This is a genomic window from Clostridium sp. NSJ-145 (genome assembly GCF_021044725.1).
Lineage (GTDB): Bacteria > Bacillota > Clostridia > Clostridiales > Clostridiaceae > Clostridium > Clostridium disporicum_B.
The window spans coordinates 478,470-494,908 of record NZ_JAJNOS010000001.1; the positions used below are offsets into that span (position 1 = coordinate 478,470).

A 16,439-nucleotide genomic window follows, 5' to 3' on the forward strand; every position below is an offset into this window, starting at 1 on the left:
TATATAGTATTATTTAAAGTGATGATATGCGAATATATATTGAATTAGAAAGTTGTAAACTTCTTGGAAGTGGTGCTGAAGGTTCCGTATACTTAAGTCCTGAAGGCTATGTACTTAAAAGCTTTAAAAGTAAAAAAGCAGCTGATAAAGAAGCTTTTATACTTAACTGTGCTAAAAACAGTAGATTTTTTCCTAATGTAATCCTTCAAGTAAGTACATTAATAATTAGAGATTATGTCGGTGGAGAAAATCTTTACGAGTATCTATCAGTCCATGGCTTATCTTATAAAGTTTCTACAGAAATTATTGATTTCATAGAAGATTTAAAAATACTTAAATTTAAAAGATTAAATATTAGAAATGCACATATTTTTATAAATGAAAAAGAAGAACTAATGGTTATTGATCCTAGAAAATCTTTTTCCAAAAACACACCCTACCCAAAAGATATAGTTAAAATATTTCTTAAGCTTCACCTATTTGATAAATTTTTAGAGGATCTAACATCCTATAAACCTGATTTACTCTCTTACTGGATTGATGCATATGAATATACAGCTAAGTTTAATAAAGTATCAAGATACGGCTAACTTATTTACTCAATAATAAAAATAAGTCGTAACTCCAATTGTTTACGACTTATTTTTTGCTAGTTAGCTAATTCAGAACTTTCAGTTATTATCTTATTAACTATTCCATAATTAATAGCATCATTAGCACTTAGCCAATAGTTTCTATCTGTATCTCTTTCAACCTTTTCTAAACTTTGACCAGTAGCTTCACTAATTATTGTATTAATTCTTTTACGCATTCTTAATATTTCTTCTGCTTCTATTCCTATATCTGTAGCCTGCCCATTAAATCCTCCTAATGGTTGGTGGATCATATATCTAGTATTTGGAAGAGAATATCTATTTTCTTTATCAGCAGCAAGATAAATTGTTATACCAGCACTTGCTACCCATCCTGTTCCTATTATTATAACCTTTGGCTTTACAAACTTTATCATATCATGTATTGTATCACCTGCTTCAACATGACCACCTTGACTATTTATGAATATCTTAATTGGTTCATCTCCCATTTCTTCGAGAATTAATAATTGTGCAATAACTCTTTCAGCTAAAGCTTGATTTATCTCTCCTGAAATAATTATAGTTCTAGATTTTAGTAATTTCTCCATAACTACATTAGGAGTTTCCTTTGTTTTTTCGTTTTTTTCATCTTTTTCAGAATCACACCCATAAATTCTCATAAAATCCTCCTTATAGAAAAAAAGTATATAAATACATTATATACTTTTATAAATTTTAAATACAATTAAATTTTACCATATTTAATTAATTATTTGTACTCATCAGTAGAAGTTGGTAATCCCTTACTCTTCAATCTTAATTCTACAGTTTCTTTAATTAGCGAATATACTACTGCAAATATTGGTACTCCTACTATCATTCCTACAAAACCTAATAATTTTGAGAATATTAAAAGTGAGAATAGTATCCAAAATGCTGATATTCCTATTGAGTCTCCAAGTATCTTTGGTCCTATAATATTTCCATCAATTTGTTGAATTATAAATACTATAAGTATAAGCCATAAAGCTTTAGTTGGTGACACAAATAATACTATAATTACTGATGGTATCGCTCCAAAAAACGGTCCGAAAAATGGTATTATATTAGTTATCCCTATAATTACTGATATCAGTAATGTATACGGCATTTTACATATAGATAAAATACAGAAAGTTAATACTCCTATTATAAGAGAATCTATAATTTTCCCTACAAGAAATTTACCAAAAGTATCATTACTTATTCTAGCGATTCTTAAAATAAATTTAGCTCTTTCATTTGGAGAAAATGCAAAAATTATTTTTCTAGATAAAGCCAAAAGTTTTTCTTTATCAATTAGCATATAGATAGATACGATAACTCCAATGAATATTGAGAATAAACTTGAGCTAAGTCCTAATAGCATATTTCCTATAACAGGCACCATGTTAGTTATAAACGCAATTATAGCATTTATTAAGTCATTCCACTGCTTCATTAATAACTCTATAAACTGTGGCTCTAAGTCTACTTTACTTAGTAAATCATTAGTAAAATTGCTAAGATCTTTTACATATTGAGGAATACTATTTGCCAATCCTAATATACTATCAACTAATTGCGGCAATACAAATTGTAAAAATAAGTATACCATAATCATTGCAGATAAATATGTAAGTATTAATCCAACTGATCTTTTAACCTTTTTTGACTGCTTATTAAATTTATCCCATTTAGATAAGAGATTTTCATAAAACTTTAACATAAAGTTTAGTAAGTAAGCAATAGCCCCACCTATTATAAACGGTCTAAGCGTTACTATCATCCCATCAACCTTACTTGAAAACTCGTCTATATTAGACATAATCATGTATAGAAGTATGCTACAGGCTATAACAACAAAAGAATATATTGCTATAGTCGTATATCTTTTATTCCATTCTACTTTCATTTTAACCCCCGACTTTAGTACTTTTCTTTAATTATAGCATGATATTCTATAATTACATTAATATTTACAAAAAATTAAGTTACTTAATAAAAAAATAAGAGCTGATATATCAGCTCTACTATTTCATATCATTTTTAACTATTTTATCTATAATCTCTACTCTTTCATCACCTAAATATTTAGATATATTAACATTCATATTTTTTTCTTTATATACTCTATCTCTATTAGCTTCAACTATTGCAAGTATCTTGCTTTCCATAGTTTCATATGTCATAAGATCCTCTAAATATACATCAACTATATCCTTTAAACATGTAGCTAATTCTCTAGGATTTCTATAAACTTTTCTCATAATAACTCCTTGTTAATTCTTATCTTAATTTTTCATCTATATTATATATCAATAATTTTATTATGTATAGTAAGTGAAGCTCTAAATCTTTGATTTAGTTATCTGAATTTACTCCTACGAACCTAGGTGAGTATTGAATTTCCTTTAAAAGTTTCTAACTCTTTTATTTAGTTAACTAAACTTAAGCGAATAATTAAAACAGTTATGATAAAAATACTATTATATCAATATGTTTGGAGGTAATCATTTTGAACAATTTAACTAGAAAATATATTTTAAAAATAACATTATTAGCTATATCACTATTTTTTACTGCATCTATTTTTGCTTCTGCATCTATGGACAATCCCCCAGATATTACAGAAGATTCCACCAAAAAAATTGTATATTTAACTTTTGATGATGGTCCTAGTGAAAATACAACTAAAATATTAGACATATTAAAGGAAAATGATGTTAAAGCTACATTTTTTATAATATCACCTTATATACCTAGTCATAATGAAATAGTTAAAAGGATTTATGATGAAGGTCACTCTTTAGGTAATCATACTGCTGATCATGAATTTAATAAAATATATACTTCTGAAGAAGCTTTTATGAAAAGTTTTAATAAACAACAAGAATTTATAAAATCATTAACTGGTTCTGAATGTAGAATCTTCAGATTTCCAGGCGGTTCTAAAAACACATTAGTTAGAAATGCTCATGGAAAAGACTTTACAAAAAATATAATTATTAAATTAGAACAAGAAGGTTTTCACTGTTATGATTGGAATGTTGATTCAGGTGACTCTCATGCGAGTAGCGTTCCTGTAGGTACTATTTGCAATAACATTTTAAAAGAAATGAAAGATAAGGAAGGAAATTTCAAAAACCCCGCAATAGTGCTTATGCATGATTGTCTAACTAAAAAAACTACAGTTCAAGCGTTGCCTGAAATTATTAAAATTTTTAAAGATAATGGTTATGAATTCGATACCCTAAAATAAAGTGCGAAGCCTCCTTCGCACTTTTTTAAATCTCGTCTAAAGCTCCCACAATCACTTTTTTCAAAAACACCTCAAAAAGCTTTCTTAATAAATTTAACTATATTCTATTATTATCAAATAATTTATATCTTTGGCTAAATATTGAAATTTAGACTTTCTTAGTCTATAATTTCTATTAAGATTTAATATGAAAGGAGATTCTTATGCCTAGTTTAGTTTTAGAGGGTGGTACCTTTAGACCAATTTTTAGTGCTGGAGTTATGGATGCTCTTTTAGATAACGATATTATGTTTCCTTATTGCATTGGTGTTTCTGCTGGAATTACTAATGGTGTTTCTTATATCTCCAAACAAAAAGGAAGAAATTTAGAAGTAATAGAAAATTATCGTAATGATAAAAGGTATTTTGGAGTAAGTAACTTTTTTAAATGCAAAAGTATATTTGGATTAGATTTCACCTTTGACGAAGTTCCTAATAAACTTAATATTTTTGATATGGATACATACAAAAGTTATGAAGGTAAAGTCCTAGTAGGAGTTACTAATGCTAAAACAGGTAAAGCGGAATATTTAGATGGTAAAGAACTTGATAATACAGCTCAAATGCTTAGAGCCACTTGTGCTATTCCAATATTCTTTCCTGTAATAAAAATTAATGATAAGGAATATTATGATGGCGGTCTCTGTGACCCTATTCCTATTAAAAAAGCTATTGAAGATGGTAATGAGAAACATCTAATTATTCTTACAAGACCAAAAGGATATATTAAGAAGCTTAGTAAAAATAATAGAATAGTTGCACGAATGTTGCGTAAAAAATATCCTAACCTTGAACATATTCTACTGACTAGACATGATTTATATAATGAGACAGTTAGATTCTGTGAAGAATTAGAACATCAAGGAAAAGCTATAATAATAAGACCCACTGCTGAAGGTGCAATAGATAGCTTTGAAAAAGATACAACTAAACTTCGCGCTGCTTATAACCATGGTTATAATATGGCTATTGAAAATCTAGATAAAATCAAAGCATTATTCACGTAGGTTTTATCAACAAAATATATTTACCTCCATTACTACACATTTCTAATTTAAATTATAAATTTAACTAAAGACAAAAACATTTTATTTATCTATAATTAAATAAACATAAGAAAACTTAATTAATGAAAGGATGTATTAATATGAATTTAAATGATAAAGTAGCTTTAGTTACTTCTGCAACGAGAGGTATAGGTTTTGCAAGTGCTTTAAAACTAGCTGAAAATGGTGCTACAGTTTATATGGGAGTAAGAAGATTAGAAGCAACTCAAGAGATTGTAGATAAATACCCTAATCTTAAAATGATTCCTGTATTCTTTGATGCTTATAAAGTTGAAAGCTATAAAGAAATGGTTCAAACCGTTATTGAAAAAGAAGGTAAAATTGATATATTAGTAAATAACTTTGGAACTGGAAGACCTGAAAAAGATTTCGATCTTGTTAATGGTGACGAGGATGCCTTCTTTGAAATAATCGAAAGTAACCTAGGAAGTGTTTATAGAATATCTAAATTAGTAGTACCTCATATGATTAATACTGGTGGTGGAAGTATTGTTAATATATCTTCTATTGGAGGAAGTGTTCCTGATATTTCTAGAATAGGTTATGGTGTATCTAAAGCTGCTGTAAACAATATAACTCAACAAATAGCTATGCAATACGCAAGAAATAATATAAGATGTAATGCTGTATTACCTGGATTAACGGCTACAGATGCTGCCATAGACAATATGCCTGAAGACTTTAGAAAATCATTCTTATCACATGTTCCTTTAAACAGAATGGGAACTCCTGAAGATATGGCTAATGCTGTATTATTCTTTGCAAGTGATATGTCATCATATGTTACAGGTCATATAATGGAAGTTTCAGGGGGATATCATTTAGGAACTCCTCAATATGCTGATTTTGTTGGCCGAAAAATGGTAGAACAATAATTTAATTATTAAAGGGTACTTTAACTAGTTCTTAATACTAATATAAAAAACTCATTACTTAGCATTTCTATTTTTATTAGAAATTACTATGTAATGAGTTTTTAAATTTTTTATACTTTTCTATACTATATTTGATTTGTCTAAATTTAAACTAGTCATATCTCTATTCTTTAAATATTCAAGTTCAACCGGTTCACTTAAATAAAATCCTTGTATAAGCTTATACCCATATTCTTTTAACATATCTAACTGGCTTTTATTTTCTACGCCTTCTACTACTATACCAATATTTAGTTCTTTTGATAAATTCAATATATGTTTAAGAATAACTCTCGCTCTGCTGCTATCCTCTAATTGTGATGTTATACATCTATCAATTTTTACACAATCTGCATTAAATTCAATTATTCTATCTATATTTGAATATTCTCTTCCAAAGTCGTCAATAGCTATTTCTATTCCTATCTTAGATAATTCATTTAATACTTTCTTTGATTCTTCTAAATCTTTAACATTTGAGTTTTCTATAACCTCTATACATATCCTATTAGGTGAAATATTATATTTATCTAATATCGCCTTTGTATTTTTTACAAAGTTACATCTTTTTAAGTGCAGTAAAGATACATTAATGCATACTTTCCCAAAGTTAATATTATCATCAGTCAACATTTTCACAGCTTTACAAGCTTCTTCAAAGACTATATCACTAATCCTATATAATAAATTATACTCTTCTGCTATTGGAATAAATATATTGGGCTGTATTATTCCAAATTTATTATCTTTTAATCTTATTAATAATTCTATCTTTTCCATTATTCCTGTTTCTATATTATAAATTGGCTGATATACAAACGTAAAACTATTATTTCTTATAGCAGTCTTAATAATTTGTACAATTTTAATTTCACTTAAATTATTCATTAAATCGCCACCTTCAAATATTATGATTACTACTTACATTGCTAAATAGTTTTAAATCTTACTTAATGGTTTTTTCAGTATTTTCCATTACTATCTTTGTTTCAAATATATAATTATCATGCTTTCTAGTAACTACACCATTATATTCATCAACAATTTTATTTATCTGTGCAATACCTCTGCCTAACAATCCTTTTCTTTTACTACTAAAATATTCGTTATCTATTAACTCTATATTTCCACTCATAGAATTTTTAATTAATATTATTAAATTTTTTTTTACAGTAATAATTTTTATATTTATAAACCTATTTGATTTAGTTCTCTCACAAGCTTCAATAGCATTATCTAAAAGATTACCTAATAATCCACATAAATCTATATCATCTATATGTATAGGCTCTGTTATGTTAACACTTGTTTTTACATCTATATTTTTATCAACTGCAACAATTATTTTAGAATTAATTATTGCATTTAAAACATTATTATTAGTTGTTATAAAGCTCTTGTATTTTCTATCATAATTAATACTATTTGATATTTCACCTAAGTATTTGCCTGCTTCCTCGTATCTTTTTTCTTTTAACATATACATAGCTACATTTATATGATTCTGCCAATCATGCTTCCATTGAGTCATTTCGTTATATATTGTTCTGATTTCTTTGTTATATTTACTATCAGCTTCAAGCTTATTCAAGTTGCATTCAGTAATAATTAGCTTTTTAGATTTTTCGTAAGATAAATTTAAAATTCTTATTAATAAAAAATGAGAAATTAATATTGCTATTGCTACAAAAGCACTTTCATTCCCTATACTTTTCCCAACATAGATAAATCTGTTCATTAATATGTTATCCGCGCTAGCCATAATAATATTACTTATTGTTATTACAGGTAACACACTATTGTCCTTAAGCTTTATATATTTAAATATTCTAGAGAAAATGATTAAACTAATAAGATATATAATAATTTTTGCAGTTACGATATATTTTTTAACAAAATCTATATTTATCGCTAATGTAGTAGGTATACCTTTCACTGTTAAATATATATAAAAAAATAATATATTCATAGTTGCTATTAAGATTATATATGTAGATACTAAGTATAACTTCTCCCAAATTGAGCCTTTTTTATAAATAAACAAATAAATAATACTTGGTACTAAAGTAATCAGTTCAGTGACCATTATTGTGTTATATTTTTCTAGCCATACTGACATTAGAACTGTAGTTAGTATAATAACTATTAAAGTTCCTATAATTATGTTTATTTTACTAATTTTTTTCTTAAACTCTAATTTTCTTCCTAAAAACCAATTCATTACGATTGAATAAATTAATAATTTGAATAAATCCGAAGCATAATTACTATTAAACGTCATTGCAATTTCTCCTTTAAAACCAATCACTCAGTTTTTGCAAAGTAATTAATAAAGGTATTATATGTATTATCCATTCTTGTTTTACTTATAGGAATTTTAATATCATCCTCTAATAGCAAGCTGTTCTTGTTTATATTTTTAACATACTTAATATTTACAATATAAGACCTATGACATCTAACAAAATTTTCTTTAGGCAATAGCTCCTCTAATTGACTAATTTTCCTATTAAAAGTATATATTTCATTCTTACTATGAATATCAATGTAATGATCAAAAGCGATAATATAGAATATATCATCATAGTCTATCTTAAATATATTTTTACCTTTTGATAAAAGTAAAAATTGTTTAGCATTTTTATCTTTTTCTAATTTTTCTTTTACTCTATCTAAAACATTAAAAATTTTCTCATCATTAATTGGTTTTAGTAGATAGTTAAATGCTGCTACGTTATATCCATCAAACACATAATCATCTATTCCACTAATAAAAATAATTATTACATCACTATCCTTTAATCTTATATTTCTAGCTAACTCCATGCCAGACATACTTTTCATTCGAATATCTAGAATGATAACATCGTATACCTCTTCATATTGCCAACTAAATAGAAATTTTTCTGCAGATTCAAATATATCTATTTTATATTCAATATTATTCTTATCTGCCCATCTTTTTATATAATCTTGATTAATCTCTGCCTGAATTATTTCATCTTCACAAATTGCAAATTTTATCATACCAGACCCCTTCAGTTAAAAATAAAATTTTTCTATATCATTGATATTAATTTAAAATACATCCGTCATAAATTTATGTTTTTTTACATTTTCGCTTAATCTATGATAAAGTATCTTAAATAAATTAATCTATTTTCTTCGTGTAATAATTATTTTTATTCGCAAATTTTTATTCATATTATAAATCTAACAAAATAAATTCATTAAATTTGCACAGTCATTATATTAGTTTTTCCATCTCAGCAATAAAAATACTCAAGAGTTCTTATTACAAAAAAAAATAGATAGCAAGTCGCTATCTATTAATGTAAAATTTCTATTTCAAATTTAATCTTAATATTATGGCAGTTGATTACCTGCTGCTCTATATAATTCATACCATTCTTGTCTTGTTAATTCAACTTCTGAGGCTTTACATATATCTCTTAAACGTTCAGTATTAGTAGTACCAACTATTGTTTGTATTTTTGCTGGATGTCTTAATATCCAAGCAGTAGCTATAGCTGAATTTGTCACATTTTTCTTTTCTGCAATTTCATTTATCTTTGCATTTAACTCTGGGAACTTATCATTATTTAAGAATACACCTTCAAAGAATCCATATTGGAATGGAGACCAAGCCTGGATAGTTATATCCTTAAGTCTGCAATATTCTAATATACTTCCATCTCTATCTATTGAAGGCTCTACCTTCATATTTACGTTTATTCCGGAATCTATTATTCCAGTATGCATTAAGCTAAATTGTAATTGATTTATCATTATCTTATTTTTCAAATACTTATTTAAAAGCTCAATCTGCATTGGATTATGATTGCTTACACCAAACTCTCTTACCTTTCCTGCTTTAAATAATTCTTCAAATGCTTCTGAAACTTCTTCAGGTTCCATCAAAGTATCTGGACGGTGTAATAATAATATATCAAGATAATCTGTTTTTAACCTCTTTAATATTCCATCAACAGAACTTATTATATGCTCTTTTGAGTAATCGTAAAATCCTGGTCTTATTGAACACTTACTTTGAATTATCATTTTTTCTCTTAAGCTTGAATTCATTCCTATAGCTTCTGAAAAAATCTCCTCTGATCTTCCTTTGCCATAAATATCTGCATGATCAAAGAAATTAATCCCTTCCTCTAACGCTATATTAATTAACTTATTTACATCTTCCTTTTCCATATCTGCAATTCTCATACATCCTAAGCCTATGCTAGAAGCTTTAATATCAGTTGTACCTAAAATTATATTTTTCATAATATTTTCCTCTCACTTTCTACTCCCTATTTTTTATTAACTCTTTCTTACGTACTACAAGTGTTTCACATTTATCCTAGTCAAACATTTTATCATTTCCTAACATGATATTTTTACATCATTTCTATAGTACTACTTCTATCCTATCATCTAAACATTTTCATAGTCAAATATTAATTGTTAATATAAATTAAATTTAATCTATTAACCTTAACTTTTATTCTCTTTCGTTATATAATATTTTACATAATAAGTAATATAAATTTAATTAGGTGAACGGAGAAAATTTATGAGTAAAGAAAAAAATAAAATTCCATCGATAAGTATTATTTTAATAATTATTTCTTTTTTTATTATGACTGTAAGCAAAGCTGTTGGAATAGTATTAATTACTGCAATAATACTATTTAATATTTTAAAGCAAAAATACCTTATTAATGTTATAAAAGGTAATAGAGCTTATACAGCTAAGGATTACGCTACAGCAATTGAGGAATATAAAAAAGCTGTTTCTTCTAAGTATGCAAATGCAGGAATTATTAGAGGCTACATCTTAATCGAGCTAAAACATGGGAATCCTGATAGAGCTAAAGAAGTTTTAGATAAACTTTTAGCAGAAAGAAAATTCAAAGACCATGAAATGCTTAATTTAAATGTATCTAAAGCTTTAATACTCTGGAAAACTGGTAATCTTGAAGTTGCTATTAATAAGCTTAAAGATTTATTATCAAAAGAAAAAAGTTCTTATATTTACGAGACTTTAACGTCTTTATTACTTATAGCTGGCCGTGTTGAGGAATCTCTTGAATTACTAAAAGAAGGCCTAGAGTATGATGACAGCAATAATATATTAAAATCAAATTTTGGTGAAGCTAACTTTAAGCTTGGAAATACTGAAGTTGCTGAAGAAACTTTTGCCTCATTATTAGAAGAGAATATTTTATTTATTGAACCTTACTACTTCTACGCATTAATACTTAAACAAAAAGGTGAAACTGAAAAAGCTATTGAATTATTAGAAAAAGCATTAGATACTAATGATTCATTGCTAACAACTGTTTCAAAAGATTCTGCAGAGAAAGTTTTATATGAATTAACACCAAATATATAAAGTGTGAGCTATTGCTCACACTTTTTTTCCCATCCTGAGTCTGAATAATACTCTGGATTATTTTCTAGATAATATCTTATTAATTCAATCTCATCTTTGGAAAGCGCCTTAAATAATTCTATAGGCTCATCTCCCCAGAAACATTGTCCTAAAACTTCTATCAAATCTTCTAAGCTGTGTATTTCTTGTTTTACTATAGCTATTTTATCTGAAATAAATCTACAGCTTTTTATTTCATCTATCAAATCTCTTAATTTTTCATCATTCATTGGCTCATTATCTATAAATACATTTTCTATAAAATCATCCTGTATTTCAAAACTTAAAAATATATTTTCTATATTTCCTTCTGCTAATGCCTCTTCAAGCCTAGGATATATATCTATACAAGTTTTTTTAATATACTCTATCACTTCATTACTCTTTATATTTAATTTATCACAAACTTTTTTTGCTCCATCAGCAAGTGCTTCTTTAGTCTGCTTTTTTGATAACCCTTTGAAAAAGAGTAATAACCTTTCTCTCTGAAATTTTGAAATATCTAATCCTAATATATCTTCTTCTAAAATAGAAAGTCCTAAAGTATTAATAACAACTGGCTCAAATATATTAATTAATAAACCTTTATAATCAGAACAATGGCTATTTAAAATATTAATTATATTTTCTCTACTAAATTTACTACAAAACTTATTTTCAATTAAAATTGTCTTTAAATACTTATTAATATACTCTATTCCTTGCAATTCTTCTGATATTGGATTTGAAAGCTGATAATCTATACTACAGTCTATCTGATGTGCAAAAAATCTATAATCATACCTCTTAAAGAATTGTTCTATTTCCCTAATAGTATCTTCATAAGAGATATTTCCTATATGAATTGATGTTTCTATTACTTCCTTTAACAAAACTTTTCCTTCATCTATCATAGCCTCTATTTTAGCCCATGATTCTTTAAGTAGCTTCATCATATCATCATTTATTAATCTTTCTACAAAATCACTAGAATCCCTTAACTCTATACCTATCGAAAAAGAAATCGACTTAAGTAACTCTTCTGCTATTTCAATAGGAACAGAAGTACTATCCCCCATTGTATATCGTTCAGTCCACTTTCCTAATAGGTTCCACATCTTAATTTCAATTAGCTCTCTATTTTCATTACTAATATTATTCTCTAATTGTATCTCATCTGAAAACTTCAACAAACTGTTGTTATTCTCCATAATACCTCCTAAAATTGATGTCCATATATATCAGTATCATCAACTTTAAATCCGTATCTTGTATTTCTACAAAGCTCCTCTAAAGTTGTTCCACTTAAATACTCTAAAGAGCCTTGGCATTTCCCATCAAAATGTCTTTTCATAAACTCAATTAGCTCATCATCTGAAATTTGATCCATAGCTTCACTTTTAAAAAAGTAAAATGCATCTTGAAGCTCTAATAAGGTATCTTCATAATTTTGCTGCATAATATAAGGTGAATCACAAAAGGCTTCAATTATCTTTGTTAAAATACCTTCAGAAAATTCTATTCTTCCTGTATTTTTCAACGCATCAAAACGTCTTTCAACTAATGCCTTAACTTCATCATCATTTAAATGCAAACCATATTTAATTGTAAGCTCATTACACTTTTTAATCTCTGCTATAGCTTGTTTTTTCTGCATATCCTGAAGAACTAAACTAAATTTTTCATTCATTTCGATCACCTCTCAATACACTTTACTCCTTACCTCAGAGCAGTACAAGACTTGAAATTTTCGTAATTTTATGGTAATATATAATCAGAAAATATAAAAAAAATTCTCAGATAGATTATTCTAACTGGGAATTTTTTTATTATTAATCAATTTTATTTCTTTTTTGTTTTATAGGTAATATGATAACAAACTTACTTCCCTTACCTACTTCGCTTTCTACATATATTTCACCTTCATGAAGTTCTATAATCTTTTTAGTTATAGTTAAGCCTAATCCGCTTCCACCTTTAACTTCAGCATTTTTATCTACAACTTGATTAAATCTATTAAATATTAACTCATGATGATCTTTATCTATTCCTATTCCATCATCTATAATTTCTATTTTTACATGGTTATTAAGATCCTTTATAGTGACCTCAATATTCCCCCCTATATTAGTAAACTTTGCTGCATTGCTCACTATATTAACTATACAGCGTTCTATCTCATTCTCATCTACTTCAATTATCTTTTCTTCTATTTCAGGATCTATAATTAAATTAATACCTTTATCTTCAATATACTCCCTTAAAGAAAGTGCTGCTTCTTCTACTAAATAAACTATATCCACTTCTTTTATGTCTATTCTATAGCTTCCATGTTCAATCTTTGAAGAGTCTATTAAATCATTAATTATTTTCAATAATCTCTTAGTATTATTTCTCATAATTCCCATATACTTATTTAACTTATCTTTTTCTATCCCTAAATCACCTTTGTTTAACTCTCTTATTAATTGTTCCGTTGAATAAATAACATTTAATGGTGTTCTTAGTTCATGAGACATATTTATCAAATAATTATTTTTGCTTTTTTCTAAATCAATTACCTTCTTAAATAAGTCATTATTTCTTTTCATTTCTTCGCTTAAAGCATTAGTTCTTTGGTCTACTAGTTCATCTAGTTTTTTAACTTTATATTTATGATTTAAAAAAGTAATTATTACTATAAAAATGTACAGAAACACAGAGTATTTGCTAGCCCAAAATGGTGGCGATATTGTAAATGCTACACTTGTACTTTCACTAATAACTCCATTATTATTTCTTGCTCTAATATTAAATACATAATCGCCAGGAGAAAGATTACTTAAAGTAATTGAATTTGTTTCCATCGCTGTCCAGTCATCATTAGCACCTTCTAATAAATAATAATATTGTATTGCCTTTGGATTTATGTAATTAGGTAAAAATGCTTCTATAAATATATTATTTTCATCATATTTTAATTTTTTTGAATCAAGGCTATCTATATTTACTCCATTTACCTTAAATTCATCAAATGTTATACCATATGTATATTGAGTTTCTTTAATATCTTCTGGATTAAATATATTAAATCCATTTATTCCCCCAAAAATAAATTCATCTTTTTTATTTTTAAAATAAGCTTTTCCGTTAAATTCATTACTTTGAAGTCCATCAGTTATGTCTAAGTTAATAACTTTTCCATTGCTTCTATTTATCTTGGATATTCCCATATTAGTACTCACCCAAGGGTTACCATATTTATCAACTAATATACCATAAATATTAGCATTTGCTATACCATCTTTAGTTGTGTATCTCTCAAATTCCTCAGTATCCTTATTAAATTTATTTAGCCCTAAGCTAGTTCCTATCCAAATTTCTCCTCTAAACCCTTCTGCTATTGTTCTCACTGAGTTATTGCTTAAAGAGTTCTTATTTTTTTCTTCATTCCTATAAGCCTTTATTTCTTTTGTTCTAGGGTTTATTCTAATTAATCCACCTTGAACAAAAGTTGCTATAAAATACTCACCATCACTATCTTTATATATATCTCCAATATACTGGTCTGATGGAGAATATTCTTTTATAATTTCTGTAATATCTATTATCTCATCTGTCTCTAAATTTAAAATAGATAGGCCTGTTGGTGTTCCTATCCAAAGATATCCTAAACTATCATAATAAATGCTTTTTACTACATTATTAGTCAACCCATTATTTTCGTCATACATCTTACTAGTTTTAGATTCTTTATCAATTATAGCAACTCCTTTATCAGTAGCTATGCATATTTTATTTCCATTCCCAGTTATATCGTATATACAATCACTTGGTATTATATCAATAAGATCATTTTTTCTTAAATTATCAATTCTATCAGTTTCCCTGTTAAGTAAGTCTATCCCCTTATTTTTGCTTCCAATCCATAATAATCCTTGTTCATCCTCATAAAGAGCAGTAACCATATTATCACTTATAGTTTTACTATCAAAAGGATCATTCTTATAATGTGATATCTTTCTATCAGGGTTAAAAATACTAATTCCTGAATAAGTACCTAACCATATAAGGCCTGTCCTATCTTGTATTATAGAAAATATATTATCATCTATTAAAGAGTCTTTGTCGTATAGTTTATTCTTATATGTAGTAAAACTTCCATCATTATTTAACTTTGATAAGCCTCCATCAGTACATACCCATATATGGCCTTTAGAATCCTTCAAAAAGTTTTTAACAAAATTCCCACCTATTGATTTATCATCTTGTTTACAATAATATCTAGTTATTTCATCAGTATTAATATCTATCTTACATGCCCCACTATCATATGTTCCTGCCCATATATATCCATCAGTATCATAGTAAACTTTATATATATTATTTTCACTTATAGTATTTTCATCATTACTGTCATATAGAAAATTCTTTGAGCTACCAGTTTCTAAATTAATTTTACTTATACCATTTTCTGTAGCTATCCATATATTCTTTTGACTATCTTCAACTAATGAATTTATATACTGTTCAGTTAACTTATCACCTTCAAATATTCTTTTAAAGCTATCTGTATCTTCATCATATATATTTAATCCATCTGCAGTTCCTATTAATATTTTATCATCACTAGTTATAAGTATTGATGCAACATTTGCATGCGATAAATTCCCTTTTTCTGCATCATCTAAATAATTAGTTATCTTTTGTCCATCATTATGTATTTTACTCAATCCATTTGCAGTAGCTACCCATATGTTTCCGTACTTGTCCTCTTTTATATCTAAAATATAATTGTTTACCAAACTATTTTTATTATCTTCTTCTACTCTATAAACTTTAAATTGATATCCATTATATCTATTTAGTCCATCGTTGGTACCAATCCATATATATCCTTTACTGTCTTGAAATAGTGCTTCTACTGTCCCTTGTGTTAACCCTTCTTCTATGGTTATATTCTTAAAATTCATCTGTTCTTTTGCTTTTACTTCATAATTATAATTTAATAATATCAAATTAATGGTAATTATTAAGAAAGCCGTCTTCAGTAATCTATTCTTTCTCATATTTCTCTTCCTTTAATAATTAAGAATTAACAACTAAGGCACTATTTTGTAATTATATGCTTAATTGTTAATTCTTGAATTTAAAATTATACTTTTTTTTACA

Annotated in this window: 15 protein-coding genes; 5 read left to right on the top strand and 10 right to left on the bottom strand. The window is 26.7% G+C overall.

Going from position 1 to position 16,439, the window contains the following annotated elements; genetic code table 11:
- Window positions 1–26 precede the first annotated feature (26 nt).
- A complete protein-coding gene (locus tag LQE93_RS02435) occupies window positions 27–590 on the top strand; it encodes a hypothetical protein (RefSeq protein ID WP_055264664.1) in 564 nt (187 codons plus the stop codon).
- Between the two features lie 59 nt (window positions 591–649).
- Here the strand turns inward: LQE93_RS02435 and LQE93_RS02440 are convergent, their stop codons facing one another.
- The 3 genes from LQE93_RS02440 to LQE93_RS02450 all read right to left on the bottom strand — a co-directional run bounded on the left by LQE93_RS02440 (window position 650) and on the right by LQE93_RS02450 (window position 2,863).
- Window positions 650–1,255, bottom strand: a complete 606-nt coding sequence (locus LQE93_RS02440) for an ATP-dependent Clp protease proteolytic subunit (protein WP_055264663.1) — start codon at window positions 1,253–1,255, stop codon at window positions 650–652.
- Between the two features lie 89 nt (window positions 1,256–1,344).
- Complete coding sequence (locus tag LQE93_RS02445; protein ID WP_055264662.1) at window positions 1,345–2,508, bottom strand: AI-2E family transporter; 1,164 nt, start codon at window positions 2,506–2,508, stop codon at window positions 1,345–1,347.
- Between the two features lie 118 nt (window positions 2,509–2,626).
- On the bottom strand, window positions 2,627–2,863 hold the full coding sequence (locus LQE93_RS02450) for a TIGR04540 family protein (RefSeq protein WP_055264661.1): 237 nt from the start codon (window positions 2,861–2,863) through the stop codon (window positions 2,627–2,629).
- Window positions 2,864–3,111: 248 nt separating this feature from the next.
- On the opposite strand from LQE93_RS02450, the gene LQE93_RS02455 reads away from it, so the two are divergent.
- From LQE93_RS02455 to hdhA, 3 genes are all read left to right on the top strand, one after another.
- A complete protein-coding gene (locus tag LQE93_RS02455; protein WP_231071834.1) occupies window positions 3,112–3,855 on the top strand; it encodes a polysaccharide deacetylase family protein in 744 nt (247 codons plus the stop codon).
- 203 nt (window positions 3,856–4,058) lie between these two features.
- Window positions 4,059–4,901, top strand: a complete 843-nt coding sequence (locus LQE93_RS02460) for a patatin-like phospholipase family protein (RefSeq protein WP_055264660.1) — start codon at window positions 4,059–4,061, stop codon at window positions 4,899–4,901.
- Between the two features lie 140 nt (window positions 4,902–5,041).
- Complete coding sequence (gene hdhA / locus LQE93_RS02465) at window positions 5,042–5,836, top strand: 7alpha-hydroxysteroid dehydrogenase (RefSeq protein WP_055264659.1); 795 nt, start codon at window positions 5,042–5,044, stop codon at window positions 5,834–5,836.
- Between the two features lie 120 nt (window positions 5,837–5,956).
- Here hdhA and LQE93_RS02470 read toward each other — a convergent pair whose 3' ends face one another.
- From LQE93_RS02470 to LQE93_RS02485, 4 genes are all read right to left on the bottom strand, one after another.
- A complete protein-coding gene (locus tag LQE93_RS02470) occupies window positions 5,957–6,763 on the bottom strand; it encodes an EAL domain-containing protein (protein ID WP_055264658.1) in 807 nt (268 codons plus the stop codon).
- Between the two features lie 58 nt (window positions 6,764–6,821).
- Window positions 6,822–8,156: a sensor histidine kinase gene (locus tag LQE93_RS02475; protein WP_055264657.1), complete on the bottom strand. Its 1,335-nt coding sequence runs from the start codon at window positions 8,154–8,156 to the stop codon at window positions 6,822–6,824.
- 23 nt (window positions 8,157–8,179) lie between these two features.
- Entirely contained in the window at window positions 8,180–8,902 is a 723-nt protein-coding gene (locus LQE93_RS02480) for a LytR/AlgR family response regulator transcription factor (RefSeq protein WP_055264656.1), read from the bottom strand.
- Between the two features lie 339 nt (window positions 8,903–9,241).
- Entirely contained in the window at window positions 9,242–10,159 is a 918-nt protein-coding gene (locus LQE93_RS02485; RefSeq protein WP_055264655.1) for an aldo/keto reductase, read from the bottom strand.
- Between the two features lie 289 nt (window positions 10,160–10,448).
- Between LQE93_RS02485 and LQE93_RS02490 the strand changes: the two genes are divergently transcribed.
- Window positions 10,449–11,270 (top strand): tetratricopeptide repeat protein, encoded by an 822-nt coding sequence (locus LQE93_RS02490; RefSeq protein ID WP_055264654.1) that lies wholly within the window; start codon window positions 10,449–10,451, stop codon window positions 11,268–11,270.
- Window positions 11,271–11,278: 8 nt separating this feature from the next.
- On the opposite strand, the gene LQE93_RS02495 is transcribed toward LQE93_RS02490, so the two are convergent.
- The 3 genes from LQE93_RS02495 to LQE93_RS02505 form a co-directional block, all read right to left on the bottom strand.
- The gene (locus LQE93_RS02495; RefSeq protein WP_231071835.1) at window positions 11,279–12,499 is read right to left on the bottom strand and encodes a DUF6179 domain-containing protein; all 1,221 of its coding nucleotides are present in this window, start codon (window positions 12,497–12,499) and stop codon (window positions 11,279–11,281) included.
- Between the two features lie 8 nt (window positions 12,500–12,507).
- Window positions 12,508–12,978, bottom strand: coding sequence for a DUF6323 family protein (locus LQE93_RS02500; protein ID WP_055264652.1), 471 nt, complete (start codon window positions 12,976–12,978; stop codon window positions 12,508–12,510).
- 142 nt (window positions 12,979–13,120) lie between these two features.
- Window positions 13,121–16,336 (bottom strand): ligand-binding sensor domain-containing protein, encoded by a 3,216-nt coding sequence (locus LQE93_RS02505; RefSeq protein ID WP_055264651.1) that lies wholly within the window; start codon window positions 16,334–16,336, stop codon window positions 13,121–13,123.
- Window positions 16,337–16,439 lie beyond the last annotated feature (103 nt).

What these genes read in the sequence shown, in the direction of transcription:
- LQE93_RS02435 (WP_055264664.1), top strand. Translation starts at nt 27, where the DNA reads ATGCGAATATATATTGAATTAGAAAGTTGTAAACTTCTTGGAAGTGGT.
- LQE93_RS02440 (WP_055264663.1), bottom strand. Translation starts at nt 1,255, where the DNA reads ATGAGAATTTATGGGTGTGATTCTGAAAAAGATGAAAAAAACGAAAAA.
- LQE93_RS02445 (WP_055264662.1), bottom strand. Translation starts at nt 2,508, where the DNA reads ATGAAAGTAGAATGGAATAAAAGATATACGACTATAGCAATATATTCT.
- LQE93_RS02450 (WP_055264661.1), bottom strand. Translation starts at nt 2,863, where the DNA reads ATGAGAAAAGTTTATAGAAATCCTAGAGAATTAGCTACATGTTTAAAG.
- LQE93_RS02460 (WP_055264660.1), top strand. Translation starts at nt 4,059, where the DNA reads ATGCCTAGTTTAGTTTTAGAGGGTGGTACCTTTAGACCAATTTTTAGT.
- hdhA (WP_055264659.1), top strand. Translation starts at nt 5,042, where the DNA reads ATGAATTTAAATGATAAAGTAGCTTTAGTTACTTCTGCAACGAGAGGT.
- LQE93_RS02470 (WP_055264658.1), bottom strand. Translation starts at nt 6,763, where the DNA reads ATGAATAATTTAAGTGAAATTAAAATTGTACAAATTATTAAGACTGCT.
- LQE93_RS02475 (WP_055264657.1), bottom strand. Translation starts at nt 8,156, where the DNA reads ATGACGTTTAATAGTAATTATGCTTCGGATTTATTCAAATTATTAATT.
- LQE93_RS02480 (WP_055264656.1), bottom strand. Translation starts at nt 8,902, where the DNA reads ATGATAAAATTTGCAATTTGTGAAGATGAAATAATTCAGGCAGAGATT.
- LQE93_RS02485 (WP_055264655.1), bottom strand. Translation starts at nt 10,159, where the DNA reads ATGAAAAATATAATTTTAGGTACAACTGATATTAAAGCTTCTAGCATA.
- LQE93_RS02490 (WP_055264654.1), top strand. Translation starts at nt 10,449, where the DNA reads ATGAGTAAAGAAAAAAATAAAATTCCATCGATAAGTATTATTTTAATA.
- LQE93_RS02495 (WP_231071835.1), bottom strand. Translation starts at nt 12,499, where the DNA reads ATGGAGAATAACAACAGTTTGTTGAAGTTTTCAGATGAGATACAATTA.
- LQE93_RS02500 (WP_055264652.1), bottom strand. Translation starts at nt 12,978, where the DNA reads ATGAATGAAAAATTTAGTTTAGTTCTTCAGGATATGCAGAAAAAACAA.
- LQE93_RS02505 (WP_055264651.1), bottom strand. Translation starts at nt 16,336, where the DNA reads ATGAGAAAGAATAGATTACTGAAGACGGCTTTCTTAATAATTACCATT.